Consider the following 24166-nt stretch of genomic DNA (forward strand, 5'->3'; position numbering starts at 1 on the left):
GAAATGCAAAAAGACAACGCTCCGCCTGGAGGATCAAAGACCGGCGCAGACGCCGTCGGCACGCGGATCGGCCGCGCCCTCGATGAGGCCGTCGGGATGCACGCAGACCGCACCGGCATGGCCCATCATGTCGGTGTAATCGTCTACCACCTGCACCTCATGCCCGGCGCGGCGCAAGGCCTGGACCGTCGCTTCGGGGATGCGGCCTTCGACCTTGAGGTTGGTGGAGACATCGCCCCAGGTGCGCCCCAGCAGCCAACGCGGCGCGCTGACGGCGGCCTGCAGGTTCTGGCCGAACAGCACGTGACGGGTGAAGACCGCGGCCTGGGTCTGCGGCTGCCCTTCGCCGCCCATGGTGCCGAAGGCCAGGGTGCGGCCATCGTCCAGCCGCGCCAGCGAGGGGTTCAGCGTATGGAAGGGCAGCTTGCCCGGTTGCAGCTGGTTGACGCCCTCGTCAAGGGTGAAGCTGGCGCCGCGGTTCTGCCAGACGATGCCGGTGTGCGGCACGACTACGCCGCTGCCGAATTCCCAGAAGATGCTCTGGATGTAGCTGACCACCCGGCCCTGGGCATCGGCTGCGCCCATCCAGATGGTGTCGCCCGGGCGGGCCGGATGTGGCCAGGGTGCGGCGCGCTGCATGTCGATGTGGCGCACTTCCTGGTCCAGCGCTTCGGCCTGGAGCCACTGCGCCGCATCCACGCGCATGTGGGCCGGATCGGTGACGTGCTGGTTGCGCAGGATGAAGGCGCGCTTGGTGGCTTCCACCAGACCGTGGAGATGCGCGAAGCCGTCAGCCTGGGTGATGCCGAGCCGGTCGAACAGGCCAATGATCATCAGCGCCGAGACGCCCTGTGTCGGCGGCGGCAGGTTGTAGACGCGACCTGACCTTAACTGCACCATCAGCGGCTGCACCACTTGCGCACGGAAGGCTTCCAGATCGCTGCGGCGCAACGGGCTGCCGGCCGCTTGCAGGCCAGCAGCAAGGGATTGCGCCAGGTCGCCGCGATAGAAGTCATCCAGTCCGGCCTCGGCCAGGCGCGCCAGGCTGGCCGCCAGCGCTGACTGTTTCAGCACCTTGCCCGGCAGCGGGACGCCGTCGGCGGCATAGGTGGCGGCAAATCCTGGCTGGTCTTTCAGCTCGCTCCATTTATCGCGCGTGAGTTCGTGCTGCGAGCGGGTGACAGGTACGCCCACCTGCGCATGGTCGATGGCATCGGCCAGCAACACCGGCAGCGGCAAGCCGCTTGAAAAACGCTGGGCGTGCTCGAGCGCCGCGGCCCAGCCAGCGACCGCGCCCGCCACCGTCAAGGCGGCATGCGGACCGCGGGTGGGCATGGCCTTGTAGCCATGCTCGGCATAGAAGGCCTTGCTCGCCAGCGCCGCCGCAGGTCCGCAGGCGCGGATGGCCACCGGTGCGCGGCCCGGCTCGCTGATGAGCCAGAAGCCGTCGCCGCCGATGCCGTTCATGTGGGGATAGACCACCGCGATGGTGGCAGCGGCGGCGACCATGGCCTCCACCGCATTGCCGCCCTGGCGCAATATCTGCGCGCCGGCCTGCGCGGCCAGGTGATGCGGGGCGCTGACCATCCCGCCCAGACAGGTCTTGCTGTACAACATGCTTGCCTCCCGATGCTCTTGTGATTTTTATTGTGCTGCGAAGGCCTGGATGATACCTGTATCGGGAAAACGGCTCAGTCGTGGCAATCCATGCGCTTTTCGAAACGGAACATCTCATCGAGCATCTCTGGGCCGGACTGCTCTTCCCGATGCGGCCCGGGGTGCTGGTGGTGATAGAACTCCACGATCTTGAAGCCGCACTTGTTGAGGTAGAAATGGATGTTGCGTTTCTCGAAGTAAGGGGTGTGGGTCTCCCAGACCCGCGTCTGCGGATAGGCCCGCTCGATGGCCTGCCAGGCCTGCGTGCCCAGGCCCCGCCCGTGCGCCTGCGGGGAGATGAAAAAGAAGTCCAGGCTGTTGTGTCCGCTCTGGTCGTCGATGATCAGGACCGCGCCGCCGACCGGCTGTCCTTGCCGCAGCAGGCGATAGCTAACCGCATTGGCGGCCTGGCAGGAAGCGTAGACATCCTCCAGGCTGGGAATCAGTTCGTCTTGCGGCTGGCCAAAGGCTTCCTGCGCGCCTGCGGTGAAGGCCTCTTGCAGGGCGCGGGCAAATTCGGCGAGGTCGCTTTCCTGCAAGCGCTCCAGGGTGACGAGATCGGGGTGGTGCGGTGCGTCCAAACTTAGGCTCCTGTTGATGCTGTCCGCGCCTCATGCGCGGACCAGAGCCTGTCATTATCGACGCCAATGATGGGAATAAGGTGGGCGCTTGATGGGGATTGGATGCAGAAAAGACGCAGCCGCCACGCTGCTACGGCAGCGTGGCGGCTGCGCGACGGGCCTCAGATCGTGACCGGCTCGCGCAAGGCCTGGCGCGCTTCGGCGGCGATCTCGAAGGAATGCAGCCGCGCGGCGTGATCGAAGATCTGCGCCGTGATGATCAGCTCGTCGGGCGCATGCTCGTCCATGAAGGCTTGCAGCCCATCCTGGACGGCCTGGCGATCCCCCACCACCGCGCAGGCCAGCGAACGCGCCACATGCGCCTGCTCGCCCGGCTGCCACAAGGCGTCGATATCGTCCACGGGCGGGCGCAACTGGCCGGGCGTGCCACGGATCAGGTTCATGAACTGCTGCTGCAGCGAGGTGAACAGGCGCTCGGCCTCGCGCTGGGTATCGGCGGCGAAGACGTTCAGGGCCAGCATCACATAGGGCTTCTTGAGCGCGGCCGAGGGCTTGAAACGTTCACGATAGATCTGCACCGCCGACTTCATGAAACCCGGTGCGAAGTGCGAGGCGAAGGCAAACGGCAGGCCCAGTTCGGCAGCCAGTTGGGCGCTGAACATGCTGGAACCCAGGAGCCAGATCGGCACCTTCAGGCCGGCGCCGGGGACGGCGCGCAGGGTCTGGTAATCGGCCGGATCGTCAAAGTAGTCTTGCAGTTCCTGCACGTCCTGGGGGAAGGTGTCGGCGGTATCGCCGCCCATGTGACGGCGCAGGGCGCGCGCGGTGCGCTGGTCCGACCCGGGAGCGCGTCCCAGGCCCAGGTCGATGCGGCCGGGATAGAGCGACTCCAGCGTGCCGAACTGCTCGGCAATGACCAGCGGCGAATGATTGGGCAGCATGATGCCGCCGGAACCGACGCGAATGCTGCGCGTGTTGGCGGCCACATGCGAAATCACCAGGGCGGTGGCAGCGCTAGCGATGCCGGGCATGTTGTGATGCTCGGCCAGCCAGTAGCGGTGGTAGCCGAGCGCTTCGGCGCGCTGCGCCAGTTCCTTGCTGTTGTTGAAGGCCTGGGCGGCGGTGCTGCCCTGGTTGATCGGGGATAGATCGAGGACGGAAAACGGGATCATGAGTGGGTCCTTGTGGGCGCGGCAGGATCACCGCCGCGCCGGGTTGCCGGGATGGTGGCCCGGAAGGCGGCAGGCGTTCAGTCCAGCTTGACCACCAGCTTGCCGAAGTTCTTGCCTTGCAGCAGACCCATGAAGGCCTCGGGCGCATTCTCCAGCCCTTGCACCACGTCTTCGCGATAGTGCAGCTTGCCTTGCTTGAGCCAGTTGCCCACTTCCTGCTGGAAGGCGGCGTGCAGGTCGGGACGGTTGACGTAGTAGTCGAAGATGATGAACCCCTGCACGCGCATGCGCTGGGTCAGCGTGCGGCGCAGGATCGCGGCGCTGTCGGTGGCCAGCGTGCCGCCGTTGTAGTGCGCGATGAGGCCGCACACCGGCACGCGGGCGTGGATGTTCAACAGCGGGAAGACGGCGTCGAGCACGGCGCCGCCGACGTTCTCGAAATACACATCGATGCCGCGCGGACAGGCGGCCTTCAGTTGTTCGGGGAAGTCGGCAGCACGGTGATCGATGCAGGCGTCGAATCCCAGCTCCTTGACCGCCGCTTCGCACTTCTGCGCGCCACCGGCAATACCCACTACGTGGCAGCCGCGCAGCTTGGCGATCTGGCCGACCAGGGACCCCACCGCGCCGGTGGCCGCAGCCACGACGACTGTTTCACCAGGGCGCGGCTGGCCGATGTCGATCAGGCCGGCATAGGCGGTATAGCCGGGCATGCCCAGCACGCCCAGCGCATGCGAGGGATGGGCGAAGCCGGCGGGCAGCTTGTTGACGCCCGTGCCATCGGAGACGGCGTATTCCTGCCAGCCGGTGTAGGCCATCACCAGGTCGCCTTCCTTGAATTCAGGATGGCGCGAGGCTTGCACCCGCGAGACCACGCCGCCGGTCATGACGCCGCCGATCTCCACCGGCGGTGCGTAGGATGGCGCATCGCTCATGCGGCCGCGCATGTAGGGGTCCAGCGACAGCCACTGGCCGCGCAGCAGCAGTTGCCCTTCTTCCAGCGCCGGAATGGCCACTTCTTCGAGGCGGAAATTGTCGGCCGTGGGCGCGCCGGTGGGGCGCGAGGCCAGCACGATGCGGCGGTTGGTCTGGGCAGTCGTCTTTGTCATGGGAAATCCTTTCCTGTTGAAGTTCGTCGGAAGATGTAGGCGCGGCTCAGCCAAGCTCAGCCAGCCTCATCCGGCCTCAGGCAGCACCAGCACCCGACGGGTGACCAGCATGGCCGCCTCCATCGGAGCGCGGTCGCGGCTCAGGCGCGACAGCAGGCTCGCGCCCAGCCATTGCTGGTACAGCATGGTGGCCGTGGCCAGCGGATGCAGCACGGTATGCAGGGAGCCTTCTGCTATCCCTTGGGCGATGCAGGCGGCGATGCGTTCGATGAAGGCCTGGGTGCCCTGGTGCAGGGCCTGGCGCATATCCTCGGAGAGGTCGGCCACCTCGGCGGAGAGCTTGACCACCAGGCAGCGTTGCTCCAGTTCCTGGCAGCACTGGCTTTCCAGCCAGTAGCCCCAGTAGGTCAGCAGGCGCTCGCGGGCGCTGGCGCCATGGGCGGGGTCGCCCAGCACACGCTCCAGCGACTCCAGGTAGCCGGCCACGTAGTGCTCGATGAGCTCGCGTCCGTATTGCTCCTTGGAACCGAAGTAGTGATAGAACGATCCCTTGGGAATGGCCGCCGCCGCCAGGATCTCGGACAGGCCGACGCTGGAGTAGCCTTTCTGGGCGATCAAGGCGCGCCCGGCCATGAGGATGTTGCGTTTGTTTTCGCCGTAATGTTCTCGCATGGCGACTATTCTAACGAAAAATTAGACCGGTCGTCTAAGACCGGTCTTTTTCACCTCCGCTGCCCTGCGCCCGCCATCAAAGCCTGGCGCGATCCACGGGCGGAAACAAGGGCCACACCAGCAACGCTGCCAGCGCGGTAGCAAGCCAGACCGCCGGCCATCCCTGCCAGTGCAGCAAGGGCGGAATCGCCTGGGCGGCCAGGAAGAAGACCAGGAACACGCAGCTATTGCCCAGCCCCAGCGCAGTGCCCACCTGCCCTGCCCCGGCCACGACGGCCAGCTCGGTATAGGCCACGCCATGCCAGGCCGACACCACCACGCCGGCCACCACCAGCAGCGGCGCCAGCCAGGCCAGCCGACTGGCCTGGCCCGACAGCGCCAGCACGCCCAGCAGGCCGAACAGCGCGGCGCTGGCCAACGCACAGCCGCGCAGGTAATCGCGCCGCTGGCCGCGCCGGTCGGTCCAGCGCCCGCTGGCGATACGGGCTGCCGCCGCGCCCAGCTGGACCAGGGTCAGCAGCACGCTGATGGCCAGCACACTGGCCTGTGCGCTTTCCTGCAGGAAGATGCCGCCAAAGCTCAAGAGCGCCACCTGCGGCGCGCACAGCAAGCCTATCCCCAGGGCCAGGCGCCAAACCAGCTTGCTGCGCAAGGCGGTGCTGGCGGCGGCGACCGACGCTGCTACGTGTGCAGGCGTGACCGGGGCTTCGCGCAACCAGCGCAAGACCAGGCCCACGCTGGCCAGGCAAGCCGCCATCAGCGCCGCAAAGACCGCACCGAAGCCGGCATGCGCGGCCAGCGTAGGCAGCAGCAATGCGCCCAGGCCGCCGCCCAGCGGCACGGCGGTCTGGCGTATGCTCATGGCCAGCCCGCGCTCGCCTTCGCCAAACCAGCCCATGATGGCGCGTCCGCTGGCGCCGTTGACGCTGCCGCCCAGGAGACCGGCCAGCATCAGGCCCGCACATAACCAGGCGAAGCTGGCCGCGCCCTGGCCAGGCAAGGCGTACAGCATCAACAAGCCAAGTGCGGCGCTGGCGCCCAGCAGGCCGGCCAGCAAGACCTTGCGGTCGCCCCAGCGGTCCGTGAGCACACCCCAGGGCAGCTCGCCCAGGGCCACGCCCAGACTGAGCAGACCCAGCGCCAGTCCCAGCTGGGTATTGCTGAGCCGGTAATCGCTGCGCAAGACGACCGAGGTCACCGGGATGCCCGAGAACACCGCCGAGAAGCTGGCATTGGCGGCCACGCCGGCGGCCAGGACTTTCCAGCGGTGGGGCGAGGACGACGAGAGCGGGAGGACAGGGGCGGCAACTTGCATGGCGGACTCCGGAGGGGGGGACATGCCGTGCAGTGTGCTGTGCAGCGGGATGGCTTGAATGTCATAATTCCAGCAATTCAGGCCATTTGACGTTTTCTGCACCATGCCCCTGCGCGAGACCGCCTTCCTCATCTTCGCCGACTGCAGCATGCTGGACTTCACCGGTCCGCTGTCGGCCTTCGACGCGGCCAACCGGCTCGCGGGCAAGACCCTGTACCGGCTCACGCTGTACTCCGAACCCGGCGGCATGATCCGCAGCTCCGCCGGTGCGCTGATCCATACCGAACGCATTGGCCGCACCAGCTTCGATACCCTGATCGTGGCCGGCGGCGGCGCGCCGCGCGAGGGCCTGGTCTCCCCGGCGCTGCGCCGCCACGTGCTGCGTGCGGCGGCGCGCTCGCGCCGCATCGCCGGTATCTGTACCGGCGCCTTCGTGCTGGCGGCCACTGGCCTGCTCGATGGCAAGCGCGCCACCACGCACTGGCGCATGGCCGCCAAGCTGCAACAGATGCATCCGGCGGTCAAGGTGGACAGCGACCGGATCTACTCACGCGATGGCGCGGTATGGACTTCGGCGGGCATCTCGGCCGGCATCGACCTGGCGCTGGCCTTGATCGAGGACGACCACGGCGTGGAACTGGCGCGCTCGGTGGCGCGCGAACTGGTGGTCTATCATCGCCGCCCGGGCGGGCAATCGCAGTTCTCGGCCTTGCAGGACATGGATGGAGGATCGGAGCGCATACGCCGCGCGCTCGGTTTTGCGCGTGAACATCTGCACCAGGCGCTCACGGTCGACCTGCTGGCCGAGGTGGCCTGCCTGAGCCGCCGCCAGTTCGACCGCGCCTTCGCCGCCGAGACCGGCCAGACGCCCGCGCGCGCCATCGAGCAGATGCGCGCCGAAGCGGCGCGGTTGCGCATCGAGCAATCCCAGGACACGCTGGAGAGCATCGCCCGCGCCACCGGCTTCGGCGACGCCGACCGCATGCGGCGCGCCTGCCTGCGCCTGTTCGGCCAACCGCCCCAGGCGATGCGCCGGCTGGCGCGCGCCGAAGACGATCAGGACAGGCTCAGCGCGCCGTCAGGCGCAATAGCGTGATTTCGGAAGGCGCCAGCAGGCGCTTGGGCGGGCCCCAATAGCCAGTGCCGCGGCTGACGTAGACCCACAGTCCTTGCAGCCGCTTCAGCCCTGCCACATAGGGCTGCTGCAACGGCACGAAGAAATTCCACGGGAAGAACTGGCCGCCATGGGTGTGGCCTGACAACTGCAGATCGAATCCCGCTTCGGCGGCAGCCTGGGCGCTGCGCGGCTGGTGCGCCAGCAGGATGCGCGGATGGCCGTCCGGCGCATCGGCGATGGCCGCATGTGGGTCGCTGCGGTGGGCTGGATCGAAGTGATGCGCGGTGTAGTCGGTCACGCCGGCCAGCACCAGGCCAGCATCGTCATGGCGCAGCACCACATGTTCGTTCATCAGCACGGTGAGGCCCAGGCGGCGCACTTCCTCGATCCACTCATGGGCGTTGGAGTAGTACTCGTGATTGCCGGTGACGAAGTAAGCGCCGTGGCGCGCACGCAGTTGCGCCAGCGGCGCGGTATGCGGAGCCAGCTGGCGCACGCTGCCATCGACCAGGTCACCGGTGATGGCCACCACGTCGGGGGAGAGGGCATTGACCTTGTCCACGATGGCTTGCAGGTAGGGAGCCTTGATGGTCGGGCCGACGTGGATATCGCTGATCTGCACGATGCTGAAGCCCTCCAGCGCCGCCGGCAGATTGGCGATGGGAACGCTGACCTCGACCACGGCGGCGGTGCGACGGGCATTGAGGTAGCCGATCACGGTAGCAGCGGCGGTCAGCGCCAGGGCCAGCCAGGCGGTCAGCTCGATCATCTCGTGGCGCTGGATGGGCGACAGCGGCAGCCACGGCAACAAGGCCAGCGCGATGGCGCGCAAGAGCGTAGCCAGCAAGGCCGAGGAAAACGCGCCCATGGCCAGCATGCCGGCCCAGGACAGGCGATCGGACCAGCGCTCCGACAAGCCCTGGCGCTTCAGGTAGGGTGCCACCAGGGCGATGGGCATGAGCAGGAAGGACAGTGCCAGCACGGCGACGCCCAGGGCGATCCAGCCGGCCTGGGTGCTCAGCGCCGGCAGCAGTTGCCAGCCGATCCAGACATGCAGGGCCGCCAGCAGGCCCAGGAAGACAGCGACTCCGACATAGCTACGACGCATGGACAGCCTTTTTCGAGGGAAGGAAAAACGGGGGGACCGAAAGAATACGAGGAATTGCTATAAAGCAAATATATGGCGATAGGCTACCCTCTTTTCAAGCAATTTCTTCGAAAACAGCCGTAAACCCTCGCCAAAATAGAGCAAATTTCGGTAAGACCAAGGGCAAATGAAGAAAAAGTCAGCATCGGTCATGCAAGAAGACGCTCAGAGGAGGATAATATTGCCTCGATCCCCCCGTTTTTAATTTGCGCGCCCCTGGCAGCTCAACTGCCCCGATGTTTCGGACCAGGACGCGCCTGCTTCATTGGAAGAGTTATTTTGAGTTCAAGCAAAACCAAGCGCTGGCATGGCAACGTGGAAGCGATCAAGGCCGAATTCCTCAACGGCGTGATCACCCAGATGACGTCCTATGGCGACCGTGTGCACTTCAGCATGTTCGGCTCGGTCCAAAAGCCGCACTACGAAGTAATCAACAGCTTCGACAAGAAGATGGCCTTCGACGGCAATCACCATCTGCACCGCGCCGAGGAAACCGAGTTCGGCCCCGGCAACGTGACGCCGATCTTCACGCTGGACCAGATCAAGCGCATCGTCGCCACCGGCGGCAGCGGCACCCGCAGCACCCCGCGTTCGGCGCGCGCGGCCTCGGCCCGCAGCGCCGGCGGCACGGCCCGTCCGACCACCGCCGCCGCCCGCGCGCGCGAAGCGGTGGACAGCGAGAAGTACGCCTACTTCAAGGCCAACCGCCACATGCTGCCCGATGAGATCAACCAGCATTCCGATGAGATCAGCAAGCTCATGCTCAATGGCATGTCGGCTGAACAGGCTTTCGGCGAAGTCATTTCCAAGTATTTCGGTTGAGCCGGGCGGTCAGGCCTGTCCTGACGGCAAGCGCCAAGCGTCAAACGCCAAACGAAAATGGCCGGAGAAAAATCTCCGGCCATTTTTTTTGCCTGGGGCGCTGGTGAGCCCCGGCAGCGTGTGGCCTCAGTAGAACTCGGGAACGATCATCGAGTCTGGCACCGGATGGCGCTCGTAGTCTTCATGGCGCTCGCGCTCCGGCAGCAGCACCGGCGGGTGCGGCACCTCGGCATAGGGCATCTGCTGCAGCAGGTGCTGGATGCAGTTCAGGCGGGCCTTCTTCTTGTCCACCGCCTGCACCACCCACCAGGGGGCTTCGGGGATGTGGGTGCGTTCCAGCATCACTTCCTTGGCCTTGGTGTATTCCTCCCAGCGGCGGCGCGATTCCAGGTCCATGGGGCTCAGCTTCCACTGCTTGAGCGGGTCATGGATGCGCGAGAGGAAGCGCAGGTGCTGCTCTTCATCGGTGATGGAGAACCAGTACTTGATGACCTGGATGCCGGCCCGGGTGAGCATGCGTTCGAATTCGGGCACGGAGCGGAAGAACTCCTCGTACTGTTCATCCGAGCAGAAGCCCATGACGCGCTCCACGCCGGCGCGGTTGTACCAGCTGCGGTCGAACAGCACGATCTCGCCGGCCGCCGGCAGGTGCGACACGTAGCGCTGGAAATACCACTGCGTGCGCTCGCGGTCGTTGGGTGCGGGCAAGGCCGCCACGCGGGCCACGCGCGGGTTCAGGCGCTGGGTGATGCGCTTGATCACGCCCCCCTTGCCGGCCGCATCGCGCCCTTCGAAGACGATCACCACCTTGTGGCCGGTCTGCACCACCCAGTCCTGCAGCTTGACCAGCTCGCCTTGCAGCCGGAACAGCTCACGGAAATACAGACGGCGATATTCCTTCTCTTCCTCGCCGTGGGCGCTGGAGAATTCGCCGGTGACCGGATCTATGGTGCGGTCTTCCAGTTCCAGTTCCATTTCTTCGTCATAGCTGTCGGCCAGCTCACGGTGGACGCGCTTGACCAGTTCTTCCTTATCCATCATGTCCTCGTATCCAAGTAAAGTGGCGAACGCGGCACTCCTCTTCGCCTGAAAAGTGCGTGACAACATACCTGCCCATTGTGACCAAGACATGACAGTCGGCTAACATCGGAATCGAAGGCCGCCCCGACAGGTGCATGTCCCGCCATCCTGCGCCAACTGGCGGGAAAGCGCCATGATGCCGCACAGAACCTGGCGGACGAAAATACGCTATAGTCCCAAAAACGATTCCGGCATAACAGCATGACACTTACAGAACTCAAATACATCGTGGCCGTGGCCCGGGAAAAGCATTTCGGCCATGCAGCAGAAGCTTGTTTCGTCGCCCAGCCCACGCTGTCGGTGGCCATCAAGAAACTGGAAGATGAGCTGGGCGTGGTCATCTTCGAGCGCGGCGGCACCGAGGTGTCGGTCACGCCGCTGGGCGCGCAGATCGTGGCCCAGGCCGAGCGCGTGCTGGAGCAGACCGCCGCCATCAAGGAGATCGCCAACCAGAACAAGGACCCGCTCTCGGGCCCCTTGCGCCTGGGCATCATCTATACCATCGGTCCCTACCTGCTGCCGTCATTGGTCAAGACCATGATAGAGCGCGTGCCGCAGATGCCGCTGATCCTGCAGGAGAATTTCACCACGCGCCTGATCGAACTGCTGCGCCAGGGTGAACTCGACGCCGCCATCATGGCCCTGCCCTTCCCCGAGCATGGGCTCAACGTGCTGCCGCTGTACGATGAAGAATTCATGGTCGCCCTGCCGCGCCAGCACAAGTGGGCCGAGCGCAAGGAAATCGACGCCCGCGAACTCAAGAGCGAGACCATGCTGCTCCTGGGCAATGGCCACTGCTTCCGCGACCAGGTGCTGGAAGTCTGCCCCGAGATGTCGCGCTTCTCCACCAATGGCGATGGCATTGCGCGCACCTTCGAGGGGTCTTCGCTGGAAACCATCCGTCACATGGTGTCGTCAGGCATCGGCGTGACCGTGCTGCCGCGCGCCTCCATTCCGGACGTCGATACTCGCGACGGCATGGTGCGCTACGTCCCCTTCGTCGCCCCGGCCCCATCGCGTCGCGTGGTCATCGCCTGGCGCAAGAGCTTCACCCGTCAGGCCGCCATCGATGCGGTGCATCAGGCGGTGTTGGCTTGCAAGCTCAATGGGGTGCAGATGCTGGTGGATCAAGCGGCTGAAACTAACTGAGCCTTATCCGACAATGCAGGTTCTACAACAGCCGTACGGATTAACTGCTGCGAGGATATTCCGTTAGCGTCATCCTCAACGCGAAGACGTCCCGATACAGCTCGGGCAGATCGCGCTGTATCGTCTGCCAGATGATACCGAGATCCACCTTGTCGTAACCATGCGCGACGCGGTTGCGCATCGTGTACATGACCATCCAGGGAATATGATCGTAGCGCGCGGCGAAACCAGGGTCAGATCGCATGACGTTATTGGCAGCCTCGCCAATGATTTCGATATTGCGAATCACGGCATCCTGGACCAGCTCGTTAGCAAGGAAAGTCGCCTCTACCAGTTCGTCCGTGTAGCGTTCAATCCGGTCGATGGCCATCAGGATGTGATCGAGGTAATCCGGTACGCGGCCGGCCTTGTTCATACCGGCCTGGCCTCCGCCAGGATTCGGCTGCGAGCGGCCTCGGGCAGCGCCTTCGGGGTCAGCACATCGACCGTCACCCCCAGCAGGCGCTGCAATTCGACTTGAATGGCTGCCACGTCCATGAGCGTGGTCTCTGGCGTCGGATCGATGAGCAAGTCGAGATCGCTACCTGGGGTGTCCTCGCCATGCACGACTGAACCGAATACCCGGACATTGCGCGCATGGTGCGCCGCCACCACTTGTCGGATGGCAGCGCGATGAGAGGCCAGCGCTTCAGAAGGTTTCATGGAGTGTTCTCCCTCGGTAAGGTCGGCATTCATGATAGGTGAACACCAGAGCAGAGGCAACCTGCCCTGCCGCCGTAAGCTATGCGGGCCGGATCACCCCAGCCGCTTGGTACTCTTCACATCAAACCAATGCACATCCCCCGCCCCGAACGACGCCCCGATGCGCTGCCCCGTCCTGACCTGCACATTGGCCGGGCAACGCAGCACCAGGGCCTGTTCGCCGCAGCGGGCATGCACCAGCAGTTCCGCGCCCAGCGCCTCGACCAGTTCCACCTCCAGCGACAGTTGCGCCGCAGAGCCATCCAGGATGGGCAGCAGGTGCTCCGGCCGCACACCCAGGATGCGCTCCTGGCCTGCCGCAGCGGCCAGCGGCTGGGGCAGGCGGAGGGTCTCGGACGCGTTGCCCTTGCTGACCTCGAAACTGGCGCCATCGCCGGTCAGCTTGCCCTGCAGCAGGTTCATGGGGGGTGAACCGATGAAGCTGGCCACGAAGGTCGTGGCCGGGCGCGCATACACCTCAGCGGGCGTGCCGATCTGCTCGGCCACGCCACGGTTCATCACGATCATGCGCTGCCCCAGCGTCATCGCTTCGACCTGGTCGTGGGTCACGTAGAGACTGGTGGTGCGCAGGCTGGCATGCAGCTTCTGGATTTCCAGGCGCATCTGCACGCGTAGCTTGGCGTCCAGGTTCGACAGCGGTTCGTCGAAGAGGAACACCGCGGGCTTGCGGACGATGGCGCGCCCCATGGCTACACGCTGACGCTGGCCGCCGGAGAGCTGGCGCGGCGTGCGCTCCAGCAGCGCGCCCAGTTCGAGGATGGCGGCGGCGCGCTGCACGCGCGCGTCTATCTCGCTCTTGGAGAGTCCCTGGATCTTCAGGCCATAGGCCATGTTCTGGTACACCGTCATGTGCGGATACAGCGCATAGTTCTGGAACACCATGGCGATGTCGCGCTCCTTGGGTTCCAGATCATTGACCACGCGATCGCCGATGACGATCTGGCCGCTGCTGATCTCCTCCAGACCGGCCACCATGCGCAGCAGCGTGGACTTGCCGCAGCCCGAAGGGCCGACCATGACGATGAATTCGCCATCGGCGATCTCGGCATCGATGCCATGGATCACGTCGACCGCCTTGGCGCCGGCGCCATAGGTCTTGCGGACTTGCTTGAGATGGATTGCTGCCATGGTTGTCAGTCTCTAACTATATAAATGATATAAATTATTTCTCGGAATCGACCAGGCCCTTGACGAACCATTTCTGCATCACCACCACCACCAGCCCGGGCGGGAGCATGGCCAGGATCATGGTCGCCATCACCAGGTTCCACTCGACGGCCGAGTCGCCCCCGGAAATCAGGGTCTTGATGCCGATGCCGATGGGATACATGCTGGTGTCGGTGGCAATGATGAGCGGCCACAGATACTGGTTCCAGCCATAGATGAACATGATCACGAACAGCGCAATGACATTGGTGCGCGACAGCGGCCACAGCACATCCTTGAGGAAGCGCAGCGGCCCTGCTCCATCGATGCGCGCCGCTTCGGCCAGCTCGTCGGGCACCGTCAGGAAGAACTGGCGGAACAGGAAGGTGGCCGTGGCCGAGGCGATCAGCGGCACGCTGAGGCCCGCATAGCTATTGAGCATGCCCAGGTCGGACACCACCTGGTAGGTCGGTGTGATGCGCACTTCCACCGGCAGCATCAGGGTGACGAAGATCATCCAGAAGAACAGGCCACGCCCGGGAAAACGGAAGTAGACAATGGCAAAGGCCGAGAGCATGGAAATCGAGATCTTGCCGATGGCGATGATGAGCGCCGTGGCCAGGCTCACCCACAGCATGTGCAGCACCGGCGGGGCGGTGACCTGGCCGGCTGCGCCCTTGAAGAGCACGGTACTGTAGTTGTTCACGAATTCCCCGCCCGGCGCCAGCGACAGCGGCGACAGGGCCGATTGCTCAGCGGTCTGCGTGCTGGCCACGAAAGCCACATAGAGCGGGAAGAACACGATCAGCACGCCCAGCACCAGCACCACGTGGCTGAGGAAATCGAGGATGGGACGACGTTCGATCATGCGCTCACCTCTGCACTGGGGAAGAAGAAAAGATCGTTCATGTGGTCGGCCTTCATGCGTATTGCACTTTCTTTTCAACGTACTTGAACTGCACCACGGTCAGCAGAATCACCAGCGCCATCAGCACCACCGATTGCGCCGCCGAGCCGCCCAGGTCGCCGCCCTTGAAGCCATCCGAGAAGACCTTGTAGACCAGGATCTCGGTATCCTTGCCAGGTCCGCCGTGGGTGGTGGCGTCGACAATGACGAAGGTATCGAAGAAGGCATAGACCACGTTGACCACGAAGAGGAAGAAGGTAGTCGGCGAGATCAACGGGAAGACGATGGTGAAGAAGCGCTTGACCGGCCCCGCCCCATCGATGGCGGCGGCTTCGATGAGCGACTTGGGGATCGATTGCAGGCCGGCCAGGAAGAACAGGAAGTTGTAGCTGATCTGCTTCCAGATGGCGGCGATGACGATGAGGATCATGGCGTGCGTGCCATTGATCATGTAGTCCCAGGGCAGGCCCAGCCAGCTCAGCACATGCGAGAGGATGCCCAGCGAGGGACTGAGCAGGAACATCCACAGCACCCCCACCACCACCGGCGAGACCGCATAGGGCCAGATCAGGAAGGTCTTGTAGATCGAAGCGCCGCGGCGCACGCGGTCAGCGAAGACCGCCAGCAGCAAGGACAGCGCCAGTCCGAAGAAAGCCACCAGCGCCGAGAAGATGGCCGTGGTGCGGAAGGATTCGAGATAGGTCGGATCGCCGAAGAGGGTCTTGAAGTTGTCGAACCAGACGAATTCGGAATAGCCGCCAAAGGCGTCCTGCAACAGCATCGACTGATACAGCGCCTGCACCGCAGGCCAGAAGAAGAACAGCAAAGTGATGATGATCTGCGGTGCCACCAGCAGATAGGGCAACCACTTCGAGGTGAAGCGCGCGCGTTTTTCCACGATCGTTCCAGCCAGGGATCGCCTGGCCGCAGAAGTTGAATGAATCGGAACGGGAGCTCAGTACACTGACATCCCGAAACGGAATCCGGCGGTGTCCTCCGGGATCGTGGAGCACACCGCCGGTTCCTGCCCCGTCACCGCGTTCAGGCGAGACGGGAGGTGTTGCTGATGAGACTTACTGATTGCCCTTGTTGGCCTTCTCGAAGCGGGCCAGCAGTTCGTCGCCGCGCTTGACGGCGGAGTCTAGGGCTTCCTTGGCGGTCTTCTTGCCGGTCCAGACGTTTTCCAGTTCCTCGTCGAAGACCGTGCGGACCTGGGCGTAGTTGCCCAGGCGCAGGCCGCGCGACTTCTCGGTGGTCTTGACGATCATCTGCTTGACGGCGACGTCGGTGCCCGGGTTGCGCTCATAGAAGCCGGAGCTCTTGGTCAGCTCGTAGGCAGCCTTGGTGACCGGCAGGTAGCCGGTGTCCTGGTGCCACTTGGCGGCCACTTCCGGCTTGGACAGGTAGCTGAAGAACTTGGCCACGCCCTTGTATTCGTCGGCCTTCTTGCCGTTCATCACCCACAGCGAGGCGCCGCCGATGACGGTGTTCTGCGGTGCGCCCTGCACATCGTTGTAGTACGGCAGGGTGGCCACGCCGAACTTGAACTTGGCGTTCTTGCGGATATCGGCATAGGCCGAGGACGAACCGGTGATGATGGCGCATTCGCCCGCGTTGAACTTGGCGTTGGCCTCGTCCTTGCGACCGGCGTAGGTGAAGTAGCCTTGCTTGGCCCAGTTCGACAGGTTCTCGATGTGGCGCACGTGCAGGGGGCTGTTCATCTTCAGGCGGGCGTCCAGGCCGCCGAAGCCGTTGTTCTTGGTCGCCAGCTCGACGTTATGCCAGGTTGAAAACGATTCCAGATGCACCCAGGATTGCCAGGTCGTGGTGTAGGCGCACGATGCACCGCTGGCCTTGATCTTGGCGGCCATGCCGACGAATTCCTGCCAGGTCACGGGTGGCTTTTCCGGATCCAGGCCAGCCTTGGCGAACATGTCCTTGTTGTAGAACATGATGGTGGTGGAGCTGTTGAAGGGGAAGGACATCATGCCCTTGGGGGTCGAGTAGTAACCCGCCACCGCCGGCACATAGGCGTTCTGGTCGAACTTCTCGCCGGCCTGGTGCATGACTTCATAGACCGGCTTGACCGCGCCCTTGGCGTAGATCATGGTGGCCGTGCCCACTTCGAACACCTGCAGGATGGCGGGCGCATTGCCGGCGCGATAGGCGGCGATGGCCGCCGACATCGATTCGTCGTAGGTCCCCTTGTAGACCGGCACGATCTTGTAATCGCCTTGGGTCTTGTTGAAGTCGTCTGCCAGGGCATTGACGCGCTCGCCCAGGGCGCCGGTCATGGAATGCCACCAAGTGATCTCGGTAGCAGCGAAGGCAGAGGAAGTGATCGTCGCCAGCACACCGGTGGCGATCAGCGTTTTCATCATGTTCATCAGAGGGGACCTCTCGAAAAAAGGGGTTTTGATGCTAACAACGCTCCATGACAGCCGCGTTACATTAGCCGCCCTGCCCGCCCAGGGCAAAGGAATTACGCGCGGCAATGCAGCACAAACAGGGAATGTCTCGAAAAAATTTATTACTTCTTTTATAAGAATAAGAGCGGTCGATTGAAACCAGCTCATCCCGTCTTGCGCCCAATAAAAGCACGACAGTGCTAAAACGGTCACGCGAATTATAATGCGGACTTTCGATTTTGCGGACATTCCATGGACAGGCTCAGGCTCTACGCGCTGCTAGTGCGCGCCCACAAACCCATCGGCATCCTGCTCTTGCTGTGGCCGACCTTGATCGCGCTATGGCTGGCAACAGGCGGCGTACCCGACTGGCGCATCCTGGTGATCTACATCGTAGGTACGGTGCTGATGCGTTCCGCCGGCTGCGCCATCAATGACTATGCCGACCGCGACTTCGACCGCCATGTGAAGCGCACCGAACAGCGGCCCCTGACCTCGGGCAAGATCAAGTCGTGGGAAGCCCTGATGGTGGCGGGTGTGCTGGCGCTGGTATCGTTCCTGCTGATCCTGCCGCTCAATGCGCTCACCTTGCAGCTGTCGGTGGCGGCCGTCATCATTGCCGGCACCTATCCGTATTTCAAGCGCTTCTTCGCCATTCCCCAGGCCTACCTGGGCATTGCCTTCGGCTTTGGCATCCCGATGGGCTTTGCCAGCGTGACCGGCACGGTACCGCTGGCGGCCTGGGTGCTGCTGGTGGCCAACATCTTCTGGGCGGTGGCCTATGACACCGAGTACGCCATGGTGGACCGCGACGACGACCTCAAGATCGGCATCAAGACCTCCGCCATCACCTTCGGCCGCTACGACGTGGCCGCCGTCATGCTGTGCTATGCGGTGGCGCTGGCGCTGATCTGGATGGTCGGCCTGCAATACGGGCTGGGACTGTGGTTCTCGGTCGGCATGCTGGTGGCCTGCGGCTTTGCCGTGTACCACTACACCCTGATCCGCGAGCGCGACCGCATGCGCTGCTTCGCGGCCTTCAACAACAACAACTGGCTGGGCGCGGCGATCTTCGCCGGCGTCGCGCTGGATTACCTGATGCGCTGAGACGCTAAGGCTCACACGCACGGATACGGGAGACGAGATGGAAGCGGAATTCTGGCTGGAACGCTGGCGCGACGGGCGCACCCATTTTCACCAGTCGCGGGTGACGCCGCTGCTGCAGAAGTATTGGCCGCAACTGGCGCTGCCAGCCGCAAGCACCGTGCTGGTCCCGCTGTGCGGCAAGTCGCTGGACATGCTGTGGCTGGCCGAACAGGGCCATCGCGTGCTGGGTGTGGAGTTGTCTGAACTGGCCATCACCCAGTTCTTCAGCGAGCACCAGTTAACCCCGGCGGTGCATGAGAGCGCGCAAGGCCGTCATTACGTGGCCGGCAACATCGAACTGATCTGCGGCGACATCTTCGCGCTGGAAGATGCGACCCTGGCCGCCTGCGCCGGCGCCTACGACCGCGCCGCCCTGATCGCCCTGCCCCCGGCCATGCGTACGCGTTACGTGACCGAGATCTATGGCAGGCTGCCCGCCCAGGCGCGCAGCCTGCTCATTACCTTGGAGTACGACCAGCAGAAGATGGACGGCCCGCCGTTTTCGGTGACCGAGGAAGAAGTGCTGCGCCTGTATGCCCCCCACAGCGAAGCCGAGGCCATCGACCGGCGCGACATCCTGGACAAGGAACCCAAGTTCCTGGAACGTGGATTGAGCGCCCTGGAGACGGTGGTCTATCGCTTGCAGCGGCGGGAATGAACCGAAGGCGGCCAGCGCATCAGCCAGGCTGCCAGGGCCATTGGGAGCTCATGCGACGTGACGCTGCAGATCATCGAGTTTGATTTCCACCGTGTGCTTGCCGCCTTGCTGGACGCTCTTGTCGCTGGCATTGGCCACGGCGCTCAGAATCGCCTTGATCTCCGCATCGGCGAAGCGCCGCAGGGCTTCGCGCATTAGCGGCTGGTAACCGATATTGTGGATGCGGGCGATCTGCTTGAAGGTCTCGATCAGGTCGCGATCAAGGCGGATGGAGATCGCTTGCATGCCTTGGGCCTCATCAATTTCCCGCTCCAACTCTGCCGATGCACGCTTGACGTAGCGTGCATCCCGGCCCAAGGCGCCAGATTCCCAGTTTTCAACACTGCCTTTGATCTTCTTCGGAGCTGTCATTCGCTTCTCCTCAAATAGCGACGCCAAACGACGCGCCTCATTTTCCATACTTCTCGTAGATCGCAATTTCGATCTCGTTTGGGTCGTAAGCCGTCTTGAGGTGACGCGTCCCATTCTTGAACACATAAACGATCTTCAACAGCCGACCGGCGTGCGTCTCGGCAATAAACCACAGCGTCGGCGGATCGGTCTGATTATCTTCGCGCTCATCCAGAAGATTGACGCCGCATTTGTTGACGAAGCACTCAGCAATCTCCTCTTCGCTGACCGGCGGCACTTTCTTGTTCAGCTTGGCGCGCACCCCAAGGGAGATAGACAAAGCCCCCATCTTTCACCTCATCATGTATATACATAACAATCGCTCGAACATCAAGACCATTTCACTCAACCCTCTTAAAAGCCATGCCTCATGCCATTTTGCGAGGAAAGAAGATGTTCAGAATTCTATTTGTATATACAAAATTTCCGACCAAAAGGACGAAGCTAGGGCGAATGCCTCGCATGAATACGAGGCATGAACTCAGTGAGATCGCTTAACGGGATCGGATCGAGTGAGCAGGCAGGCTATGTGCTCAGAAAAATGCGTTGGAGCCCGCGTTGATGAACAGGCCCTAGACCTCAGCCGTGGTCCGCACCACCGTCACCCGGCTGATGAAGAACTCATCCTCCACCACCACACGAAACGGCACGGCGGCGACGTTGAAGCCGGGGCCGCCTTCGTCGTCCCATACCTGGGCCAGTGCGTCGAACTCGCGCGGGCTCATCTGCAGCATCTGGGCGCTGATCACGAAGGTCGCGCCTGGCTTCTGTTTCCTGACGATGTCTTCCAGCTTGGCCATCGGATGTCCTGACTCTCTTCTCTGTTGCGCCGGTAGCACCAGCCTCAACGCGCCGGCAGCACGGCCATCACGTTGATCGGCTTGCCATTGCGGCGGATCTCGAAATACAGCTTGACCTTGTTGGTGTCGCTGTTGCCCATGGTAGCGATCTGCTGGCCACGGGTGACGGTCTGGCCTTCCTTGACCAGGATGGTCTTGTTGTGCGCATAGACCGACAGCAGCTGCGGTGTGTGCTTGATGATGACCATGTTGCCGTAACCACGGATGCCATGGCCGGCGTACGTCACCTTGCCGGCAGCGGCAGCCACCACCGACTGTCCTTCGCTGCCGATGATGTCGATGCCCTTCTTGTAGCTGTCCGCACTCGGGGCGGACTTGCCTGCGGTCGGCCAGCTCCAGTCCACCTTGGCCTCGGCGCCGGCGGGCGCATCGTCATCCTGGGGCTTGGCCGCCGGCTTGGCGGCCGGACGGCTGGGCACCGGTTTGCGCGCCCCCGAGCCCGATGCCGATGGCGAGGAAGACGCCGCCGGACGCGGACTCTGCCCCGCGCCGGTGCGCGCCACCACACCCACCGGCGGGCGCACCAGGATACGCTGGCCGACTTCCAGGTCGTCCGGATTGCGCAGGCGGTTCCAGGTGCGCAGGTTGGCCGGGCTCTGATCGAAGTCGCGGCCGATGCTGTAGAGGGTATCGCCGCGCTTGACGGTGTAGTAGCCATCGCTGTCGGCGGTGGAGGCACAGCCCGCCAGCAACAGGACCAGGGCCAGCGGCAACGCCGCTGCCAGCGCGGTGGTTCGGTGGAACTGTCCCATCAGGCCTTGCCGTATTCGTCGCCCAGCTCCTTGCTGCGCACGGCGGCTGCCTGCAAGGCCTTGACGATGGCGTCTTTCACGCCCGATTGCTCCAGGCTGGTGAGGGCCGCGTAGGTGGTGCCGCCCTTGGAGGTGACGCGCTCGCGCAGGGTCGCCACCGATTCCTCGGAGCGGCGCGCCAGTTCGGTGGCGCCCTCGAAGGTGGCCTTGGCCAGTTCCAGGCCCTCGGCGGGCGACAGGCCCAGCTGCGCAGCGGCCTGCTCCATCGCTTCCAGGAAGTAGAACACATAGGCCGGACCACTGCCCGAGACTGCCGTCACCGCATCGATCTGCGCTTCATCGGACAGCCACAGGGTCTGGCCGACCGCCTTGAGGATGGAATCGGCCTGCGCGCGCTGCAAGGTCGAGACCTTCTCATGCGGCACCAGGCCGGTGATGCCCTTGCCGATCAGGGCCGGGGTGTTGGGCATGGCGCGCACGATGGCTTCATGGCCATCCAGCCAGCGCGACAGGTCGACCATGCGGATGCCCGCGGCAATCGACACCACCAGTTGCGCGCCGATGAAGGGCTTGAGGCTGCCCACCACGTCGCGCATCTGCTGCGGCTTGACCGCCAGCACCACCACGTCGGCGCTGGCGAGCGCGCCATCCATGGTTTGCGCCACCGAGACGCCGAACCGGTCCTTGAGCGAGGCCAGCGCCTGGGCATTGAGATCGACCACGTGGATGTCCTGCGCAGCCGCGACCTTGCCGACCAGTCCGCCGATCAAGGCCGCTGCCATGTTGCCGCCGCCGATAAACGCTATCTTCACTTCTGCTCCTTGTGTGTGCTTGCGCTGCTGCTATGTGATTGAAAAATTCAGGCGTAGTGCCGCGCGCCAAAGATGGCGCTGCCGATGCGCACGATGCTGGCCCCTTCGGCCACAGCCGCGTCCAGATCGGCCGACATGCCCATGGAAAGAGTATCGAGCGCCAGCCCCTGGGCCTGCAATTGCGCCAACAGGCTACGCACCGCGGCAAAGGCGGCGCGCTGCTGCGCCACGTCCTCGGTGGGCGCGGGGATGGCCATGAGGCCGCGCAGCTTCAGGCCCGGCAATTGCGCCACCTGGGCGGCCACGGCGGGCAGTTCTGCGGGATCGAGGCCGCTCTTGCTGTCTTCGCCGCTGATGTTGACCTGCAGGCAGACATTGAGCGCGCCCAGCGCCGCTGGCCGCTGCTCCGAGAGCCGCTGGGCGATCTTGAGTCTATCCACCGAATGCACCCAGTCGAAGTGCTCGGCGATGGGCCGCGTCTTGTTGCTCTGGATGGGGCCGATGAAGTGCCATTGCAGAGGCACATCCGGCGCCAGCAGCGGCAGGGCCGCGATCTTCTCCAGCGCTTCCTGCAGGTAGTTCTCGCCAAAGGCGTGCTGCCCTGCCCGCACCGCCTCCAGCACCGCCTGCGGGCCGAAGGTCTTGGAGACGGCCAGCAGCTGCACCGCGCCAGCGGGCCGTCCGGCGCGCTCGGCGGCGGCGGCGATCTGCTGTTGTACGTGTTGTAAGTTCTGTGCGATTGACGACATAATCCGGGGCCGGGAGGGCAAGCCTGCGGGGAAATAAACAGATTGACGATGATTGACGCTGTAATCCTCGCAAGGATTATAAATGGACATTGCCGTGCTACTGGCATTTGCCGTCAGAAATCAGGCCTCCGACCTGCATCTATGCGCCGGCATGCCGCCCCTGCTGCGGGTCCACGGGGTGCTGCGCCGGGTCAACCTGCAAGCCCCCACGGGACCGCAGCTGCAACAATGGCTGCAGGCGCTCATGCCTGCGGCCCTGCATCCGCGCTACGCCCAGGGGCGTGAATGCGACTTCGCCATCGAACTGGCCGCGCTGGGGCGCTTTCGCGTCCATGCCTTCCTGCGCCAGGGTGGACCTGCCGCCGCCATCCGCCACCTGGGCCGCGAACCGCCGACACTGGCGCAGCTGGGCGCACCGCCCCTCTGCGCTGAGCTGGCCGAGCGCGCACGCGGGCTGGTGCTGGTGACCGGACCGACCGGCGCGGGCAAGAGCAGCACGCTGGCGGCCATGATCCGCCACCTCAATGAAACCCGCGCCCTGCACATCCTGACCATCGAAGACCCGATCGAGTTCATCCACACGCCGCAACGCGCCCTGATCAGCCAGCGCGAACTGGGCACCCACACCGCGGATCTGCCCGCCGCGCTACGGGCCGCCTTGCGCGCCGATCCCGACGTATTGCTGGTGGGCGAACTGCGCGACGCCGACACCATCCGCTTAGCGCTCACCGCCGCCGAAACCGGCCATCTGGTGCTGGGAACCCTGCACGCCGCCTCGGCGGCACGCACCGTGGAGCGCATGCTCGATGTCTTCCCGGCGGGCGAGAAGGAGCCAGCGCGGGCCATGCTGGCCGAGTCGCTGCAAGGGGTGATCGCACAAACCCTGCTGCCTACCGCCGATGGCCGCGCCCGGGTGGCGGCGCATGAGCTGCTGGTGGCCACGCCGGCCGTGCGCAATCTCATCCGCGAAGGTCGCAGCGCGCAATTGCTGTCGCTGATGCAGGCCGGCGCGGCGCAAGGCATGCAGACGCTGGAAGCCGCGCTGCAGCGCCTGCATCAGCAAGGCCGTATCAGCGCGCAGACACTGCGCCAGCACCTGGGGCAGGAGCATCAAGCAGGCCCTGGCATGGCGGTTTAGAATGGCGGCCATCCAGATTCCATTACGGAACAGCAAGGAGGACTCCGCATGACCACCATCTACGATTTCCAGCCCCGCCTGGCCAATGAACAAGCGCTGCCGCTGGAACAGTTACGCGGCAAGGTGCTGCTCATCGTCAATACCGCCAGCAAGTGCGGCTTCACCCCGCAATACAACGGGCTCGAAGCCATCCATCGCCAGTTCCATGCACGCGGACTGGAAGTGCTGGCCTTCCCCTGCAACCAGTTCGGCGGGCAGGAACCCGGCAATGCCGAGGAGATCGGCGCCTTCTGCGAAAAGAACTATGGCGTGAGCTTCCCGCTGTTTGCCAAGATCGATGTCAATGGCGACCAGGCCGATCCCCTGTTCCAGTACCTGAAGAAGGAAGCTCCGGGCCTCTTGGGCAGCAAGGCCATCAAGTGGAATTTCACCAAGTTCCTGGTGGGCCGGGACGGCAAGGTCTTCAAGCGTTATGCGCCGCAGACCCGCCCGGAAGAAATCGTCGCCGACATCGAAACGCTGCTGGCCCAGTAAGACCGTAACAAGTCCGCAAGAAGC

The 24166-nt window shown here is 64.1% G+C and carries 27 protein-coding genes; 7 read left to right on the forward strand and 20 right to left on the reverse strand.

Going from position 1 to position 24166, the window contains the following annotated elements:
• Positions 1 to 33 precede the first annotated feature (33 nt).
• The 6 genes from BGK68_RS26610 to BGK68_RS26635 form a co-directional block, all read right to left on the reverse strand.
• Positions 34 to 1617 (reverse strand): gamma-glutamyltransferase family protein, encoded by a 1584-nt coding sequence (locus tag BGK68_RS26610; protein ID WP_075259549.1) that lies wholly within the window; start codon positions 1615 to 1617, stop codon positions 34 to 36.
• 74 nt (positions 1618 to 1691) lie between these two features.
• Positions 1692 to 2237 carry a GNAT family N-acetyltransferase gene (locus BGK68_RS26615; RefSeq protein WP_075259550.1) on the reverse strand — a complete coding sequence of 182 codons (546 nt, stop codon included), beginning with the start codon at positions 2235 to 2237 and terminating at the stop codon, positions 1692 to 1694.
• 161 nt (positions 2238 to 2398) lie between these two features.
• The gene (locus BGK68_RS26620; RefSeq protein ID WP_075259551.1) at positions 2399 to 3409 is read right to left on the reverse strand and encodes an LLM class flavin-dependent oxidoreductase; all 1011 of its coding nucleotides are present in this window, start codon (positions 3407 to 3409) and stop codon (positions 2399 to 2401) included.
• A 77-nt stretch (positions 3410 to 3486) separates the two neighbouring features.
• On the reverse strand, positions 3487 to 4518 hold the full coding sequence (locus BGK68_RS26625) for an NADP-dependent oxidoreductase (RefSeq protein ID WP_075259552.1): 1032 nt from the start codon (positions 4516 to 4518) through the stop codon (positions 3487 to 3489).
• A gap of 66 nt (positions 4519 to 4584) precedes the next feature.
• Positions 4585 to 5190 (reverse strand): TetR/AcrR family transcriptional regulator, encoded by a 606-nt coding sequence (locus BGK68_RS26630; protein ID WP_013235725.1) that lies wholly within the window; start codon positions 5188 to 5190, stop codon positions 4585 to 4587.
• Between the two features lie 76 nt (positions 5191 to 5266).
• The gene (locus tag BGK68_RS26635) at positions 5267 to 6505 is read right to left on the reverse strand and encodes an MFS transporter (protein ID WP_083657909.1); all 1239 of its coding nucleotides are present in this window, start codon (positions 6503 to 6505) and stop codon (positions 5267 to 5269) included.
• A 103-nt stretch (positions 6506 to 6608) separates the two neighbouring features.
• On the opposite strand from BGK68_RS26635, the gene BGK68_RS26640 reads away from it, so the two are divergent.
• Positions 6609 to 7601, forward strand: a complete 993-nt coding sequence (locus BGK68_RS26640; RefSeq protein ID WP_075259553.1) for a GlxA family transcriptional regulator — start codon at positions 6609 to 6611, stop codon at positions 7599 to 7601.
• Here the strand turns inward: BGK68_RS26640 and BGK68_RS26645 are convergent.
• Positions 7573 to 8730 carry a metallophosphoesterase gene (locus BGK68_RS26645; RefSeq protein ID WP_075259554.1) on the reverse strand — a complete coding sequence of 386 codons (1158 nt, stop codon included), beginning with the start codon at positions 8728 to 8730 and terminating at the stop codon, positions 7573 to 7575. The two genes, BGK68_RS26640 and BGK68_RS26645, sit on opposite strands and share 29 nt — an antisense overlap.
• Positions 8731 to 9048: 318 nt before the next feature.
• Between BGK68_RS26645 and BGK68_RS26650 the strand changes: the two genes are divergently transcribed.
• On the forward strand, positions 9049 to 9591 hold the full coding sequence (locus BGK68_RS26650) for a hypothetical protein (protein WP_075259555.1): 543 nt from the start codon (positions 9049 to 9051) through the stop codon (positions 9589 to 9591).
• Positions 9592 to 9717: 126 nt separating this feature from the next.
• Here BGK68_RS26650 and ppk2 read toward each other — a convergent pair whose 3' ends face one another.
• Positions 9718 to 10629, reverse strand: coding sequence for a polyphosphate kinase 2 (gene ppk2, locus BGK68_RS26655; RefSeq protein WP_075260026.1), 912 nt, complete (start codon positions 10627 to 10629; stop codon positions 9718 to 9720).
• Positions 10630 to 10872: 243 nt separating this feature from the next.
• On the opposite strand from ppk2, the gene BGK68_RS26660 reads away from it, so the two are divergent.
• Positions 10873 to 11820, forward strand: coding sequence for a LysR substrate-binding domain-containing protein (locus BGK68_RS26660; protein ID WP_075259556.1), 948 nt, complete (start codon positions 10873 to 10875; stop codon positions 11818 to 11820).
• Positions 11821 to 11860: 40 nt separating this feature from the next.
• Here BGK68_RS26660 and BGK68_RS26665 read toward each other — a convergent pair whose 3' ends face one another.
• The 6 genes from BGK68_RS26665 to ugpB all read right to left on the reverse strand — a co-directional run bounded on the left by BGK68_RS26665 (position 11861) and on the right by ugpB (position 17022).
• Positions 11861 to 12235, reverse strand: coding sequence for a HepT-like ribonuclease domain-containing protein (locus BGK68_RS26665; RefSeq protein ID WP_075259557.1), 375 nt, complete (start codon positions 12233 to 12235; stop codon positions 11861 to 11863).
• A complete protein-coding gene (locus tag BGK68_RS26670; RefSeq protein WP_075259558.1) occupies positions 12232 to 12522 on the reverse strand; it encodes a nucleotidyltransferase family protein in 291 nt (96 codons plus the stop codon). Before BGK68_RS26670 ends, BGK68_RS26665 begins: the two co-directional genes overlap by 4 nt.
• A 93-nt stretch (positions 12523 to 12615) precedes the next feature.
• The gene (locus BGK68_RS26675; protein WP_075259559.1) at positions 12616 to 13710 is read right to left on the reverse strand and encodes a sn-glycerol-3-phosphate import ATP-binding protein UgpC; all 1095 of its coding nucleotides are present in this window, start codon (positions 13708 to 13710) and stop codon (positions 12616 to 12618) included.
• 34 nt (positions 13711 to 13744) lie between these two features.
• Entirely contained in the window at positions 13745 to 14596 is an 852-nt protein-coding gene (gene ugpE / locus BGK68_RS26680; protein WP_075259560.1) for a sn-glycerol-3-phosphate ABC transporter permease UgpE, read from the reverse strand.
• Positions 14597 to 14648: 52 nt separating this feature from the next.
• Positions 14649 to 15533: a sn-glycerol-3-phosphate ABC transporter permease UgpA gene (gene ugpA, locus BGK68_RS26685; RefSeq protein ID WP_013235734.1), complete on the reverse strand. Its 885-nt coding sequence runs from the start codon at positions 15531 to 15533 to the stop codon at positions 14649 to 14651.
• 175 nt (positions 15534 to 15708) lie between these two features.
• A complete protein-coding gene (ugpB, locus tag BGK68_RS26690) occupies positions 15709 to 17022 on the reverse strand; it encodes a sn-glycerol-3-phosphate ABC transporter substrate-binding protein UgpB (protein ID WP_075259561.1) in 1314 nt (437 codons plus the stop codon).
• 273 nt (positions 17023 to 17295) lie between these two features.
• Here ugpB and ubiA point away from each other — a divergent pair, with 273 nt between their 5' ends.
• Both ubiA and BGK68_RS26700 read left to right on the forward strand, forming a co-directional pair.
• Entirely contained in the window at positions 17296 to 18150 is an 855-nt protein-coding gene (ubiA, locus tag BGK68_RS26695) for a 4-hydroxybenzoate octaprenyltransferase (RefSeq protein WP_075259562.1), read from the forward strand.
• A 37-nt stretch (positions 18151 to 18187) separates the two neighbouring features.
• A complete protein-coding gene (locus BGK68_RS26700; protein ID WP_075259563.1) occupies positions 18188 to 18847 on the forward strand; it encodes a thiopurine S-methyltransferase in 660 nt (219 codons plus the stop codon).
• Between the two features lie 48 nt (positions 18848 to 18895).
• Here the strand turns inward: BGK68_RS26700 and BGK68_RS26705 are convergent, their stop codons facing one another.
• The 6 genes from BGK68_RS26705 to BGK68_RS26730 all read right to left on the reverse strand — a co-directional run bounded on the left by BGK68_RS26705 (position 18896) and on the right by BGK68_RS26730 (position 22470).
• Positions 18896 to 19258: a BrnA antitoxin family protein gene (locus BGK68_RS26705; protein WP_075259564.1), complete on the reverse strand. Its 363-nt coding sequence runs from the start codon at positions 19256 to 19258 to the stop codon at positions 18896 to 18898.
• 37 nt (positions 19259 to 19295) lie between these two features.
• Positions 19296 to 19586: a BrnT family toxin gene (locus BGK68_RS26710; protein WP_013235739.1), complete on the reverse strand. Its 291-nt coding sequence runs from the start codon at positions 19584 to 19586 to the stop codon at positions 19296 to 19298.
• A gap of 283 nt (positions 19587 to 19869) precedes the next feature.
• On the reverse strand, positions 19870 to 20097 hold the full coding sequence (locus tag BGK68_RS26715) for a hypothetical protein (RefSeq protein ID WP_013235740.1): 228 nt from the start codon (positions 20095 to 20097) through the stop codon (positions 19870 to 19872).
• 44 nt (positions 20098 to 20141) lie between these two features.
• A complete protein-coding gene (locus BGK68_RS26720; RefSeq protein WP_075259565.1) occupies positions 20142 to 20909 on the reverse strand; it encodes a peptidoglycan DD-metalloendopeptidase family protein in 768 nt (255 codons plus the stop codon).
• A complete protein-coding gene (proC, locus tag BGK68_RS26725) occupies positions 20909 to 21721 on the reverse strand; it encodes a pyrroline-5-carboxylate reductase (protein ID WP_075259566.1) in 813 nt (270 codons plus the stop codon). Before proC ends, BGK68_RS26720 begins: the two co-directional genes overlap by 1 nt.
• Positions 21722 to 21768: 47 nt before the next feature.
• Complete coding sequence (locus BGK68_RS26730; protein ID WP_075259567.1) at positions 21769 to 22470, reverse strand: YggS family pyridoxal phosphate-dependent enzyme; 702 nt, start codon at positions 22468 to 22470, stop codon at positions 21769 to 21771.
• A gap of 82 nt (positions 22471 to 22552) precedes the next feature.
• Here BGK68_RS26730 and BGK68_RS26735 point away from each other — a divergent pair, with 82 nt between their 5' ends.
• Positions 22553 to 23608, forward strand: a complete 1056-nt coding sequence (locus BGK68_RS26735; RefSeq protein WP_075259568.1) for a type IV pilus twitching motility protein PilT — start codon at positions 22553 to 22555, stop codon at positions 23606 to 23608.
• Between the two features lie 48 nt (positions 23609 to 23656).
• Positions 23657 to 24142, forward strand: coding sequence for a glutathione peroxidase (locus tag BGK68_RS26740; protein ID WP_075259569.1), 486 nt, complete (start codon positions 23657 to 23659; stop codon positions 24140 to 24142).
• The last annotated feature ends 24 nt before the right edge of the window (positions 24143 to 24166 follow it).

The organism is Herbaspirillum camelliae (genome assembly GCF_001929405.1).
Classification (GTDB): Bacteria; Pseudomonadota; Gammaproteobacteria; order Burkholderiales; family Burkholderiaceae_D; genus Herbaspirillum; species Herbaspirillum seropedicae.

What these genes read in the sequence shown, in the direction of transcription:
- BGK68_RS26715 (WP_013235740.1), bottom strand. Translation starts at nt 20,097, where the DNA reads ATGGCCAAGCTGGAAGACATCGTCAGGAAACAGAAGCCAGGCGCGACC.
- BGK68_RS26720 (WP_075259565.1), bottom strand. Translation starts at nt 20,909, where the DNA reads ATGGGACAGTTCCACCGAACCACCGCGCTGGCAGCGGCGTTGCCGCTG.
- BGK68_RS26660 (WP_075259556.1), top strand. Translation starts at nt 10,873, where the DNA reads ATGACACTTACAGAACTCAAATACATCGTGGCCGTGGCCCGGGAAAAG.
- BGK68_RS26640 (WP_075259553.1), top strand. Translation starts at nt 6,609, where the DNA reads ATGCCCCTGCGCGAGACCGCCTTCCTCATCTTCGCCGACTGCAGCATG.
- BGK68_RS26610 (WP_075259549.1), bottom strand. Translation starts at nt 1,617, where the DNA reads ATGTTGTACAGCAAGACCTGTCTGGGCGGGATGGTCAGCGCCCCGCAT.
- BGK68_RS26705 (WP_075259564.1), bottom strand. Translation starts at nt 19,258, where the DNA reads ATGACAGCTCCGAAGAAGATCAAAGGCAGTGTTGAAAACTGGGAATCT.
- BGK68_RS26620 (WP_075259551.1), bottom strand. Translation starts at nt 3,409, where the DNA reads ATGATCCCGTTTTCCGTCCTCGATCTATCCCCGATCAACCAGGGCAGC.
- BGK68_RS26710 (WP_013235739.1), bottom strand. Translation starts at nt 19,586, where the DNA reads ATGGGGGCTTTGTCTATCTCCCTTGGGGTGCGCGCCAAGCTGAACAAG.
- BGK68_RS26635 (WP_083657909.1), bottom strand. Translation starts at nt 6,505, where the DNA reads ATGCAAGTTGCCGCCCCTGTCCTCCCGCTCTCGTCGTCCTCGCCCCAC.
- ubiA (WP_075259562.1), top strand. Translation starts at nt 17,296, where the DNA reads ATGGACAGGCTCAGGCTCTACGCGCTGCTAGTGCGCGCCCACAAACCC.
- BGK68_RS26735 (WP_075259568.1), top strand. Translation starts at nt 22,553, where the DNA reads ATGGACATTGCCGTGCTACTGGCATTTGCCGTCAGAAATCAGGCCTCC.
- BGK68_RS26730 (WP_075259567.1), bottom strand. Translation starts at nt 22,470, where the DNA reads ATGTCGTCAATCGCACAGAACTTACAACACGTACAACAGCAGATCGCC.
- ugpB (WP_075259561.1), bottom strand. Translation starts at nt 17,022, where the DNA reads ATGAACATGATGAAAACGCTGATCGCCACCGGTGTGCTGGCGACGATC.
- ppk2 (WP_075260026.1), bottom strand. Translation starts at nt 10,629, where the DNA reads ATGGATAAGGAAGAACTGGTCAAGCGCGTCCACCGTGAGCTGGCCGAC.
- BGK68_RS26630 (WP_013235725.1), bottom strand. Translation starts at nt 5,190, where the DNA reads ATGCGAGAACATTACGGCGAAAACAAACGCAACATCCTCATGGCCGGG.
- BGK68_RS26665 (WP_075259557.1), bottom strand. Translation starts at nt 12,235, where the DNA reads ATGAACAAGGCCGGCCGCGTACCGGATTACCTCGATCACATCCTGATG.
- ugpE (WP_075259560.1), bottom strand. Translation starts at nt 14,596, where the DNA reads ATGATCGAACGTCGTCCCATCCTCGATTTCCTCAGCCACGTGGTGCTG.
- BGK68_RS26675 (WP_075259559.1), bottom strand. Translation starts at nt 13,710, where the DNA reads ATGGCAGCAATCCATCTCAAGCAAGTCCGCAAGACCTATGGCGCCGGC.
- BGK68_RS26625 (WP_075259552.1), bottom strand. Translation starts at nt 4,518, where the DNA reads ATGACAAAGACGACTGCCCAGACCAACCGCCGCATCGTGCTGGCCTCG.
- BGK68_RS26700 (WP_075259563.1), top strand. Translation starts at nt 18,188, where the DNA reads ATGGAAGCGGAATTCTGGCTGGAACGCTGGCGCGACGGGCGCACCCAT.
- BGK68_RS26740 (WP_075259569.1), top strand. Translation starts at nt 23,657, where the DNA reads ATGACCACCATCTACGATTTCCAGCCCCGCCTGGCCAATGAACAAGCG.
- BGK68_RS26670 (WP_075259558.1), bottom strand. Translation starts at nt 12,522, where the DNA reads ATGAAACCTTCTGAAGCGCTGGCCTCTCATCGCGCTGCCATCCGACAA.
- BGK68_RS26645 (WP_075259554.1), bottom strand. Translation starts at nt 8,730, where the DNA reads ATGCGTCGTAGCTATGTCGGAGTCGCTGTCTTCCTGGGCCTGCTGGCG.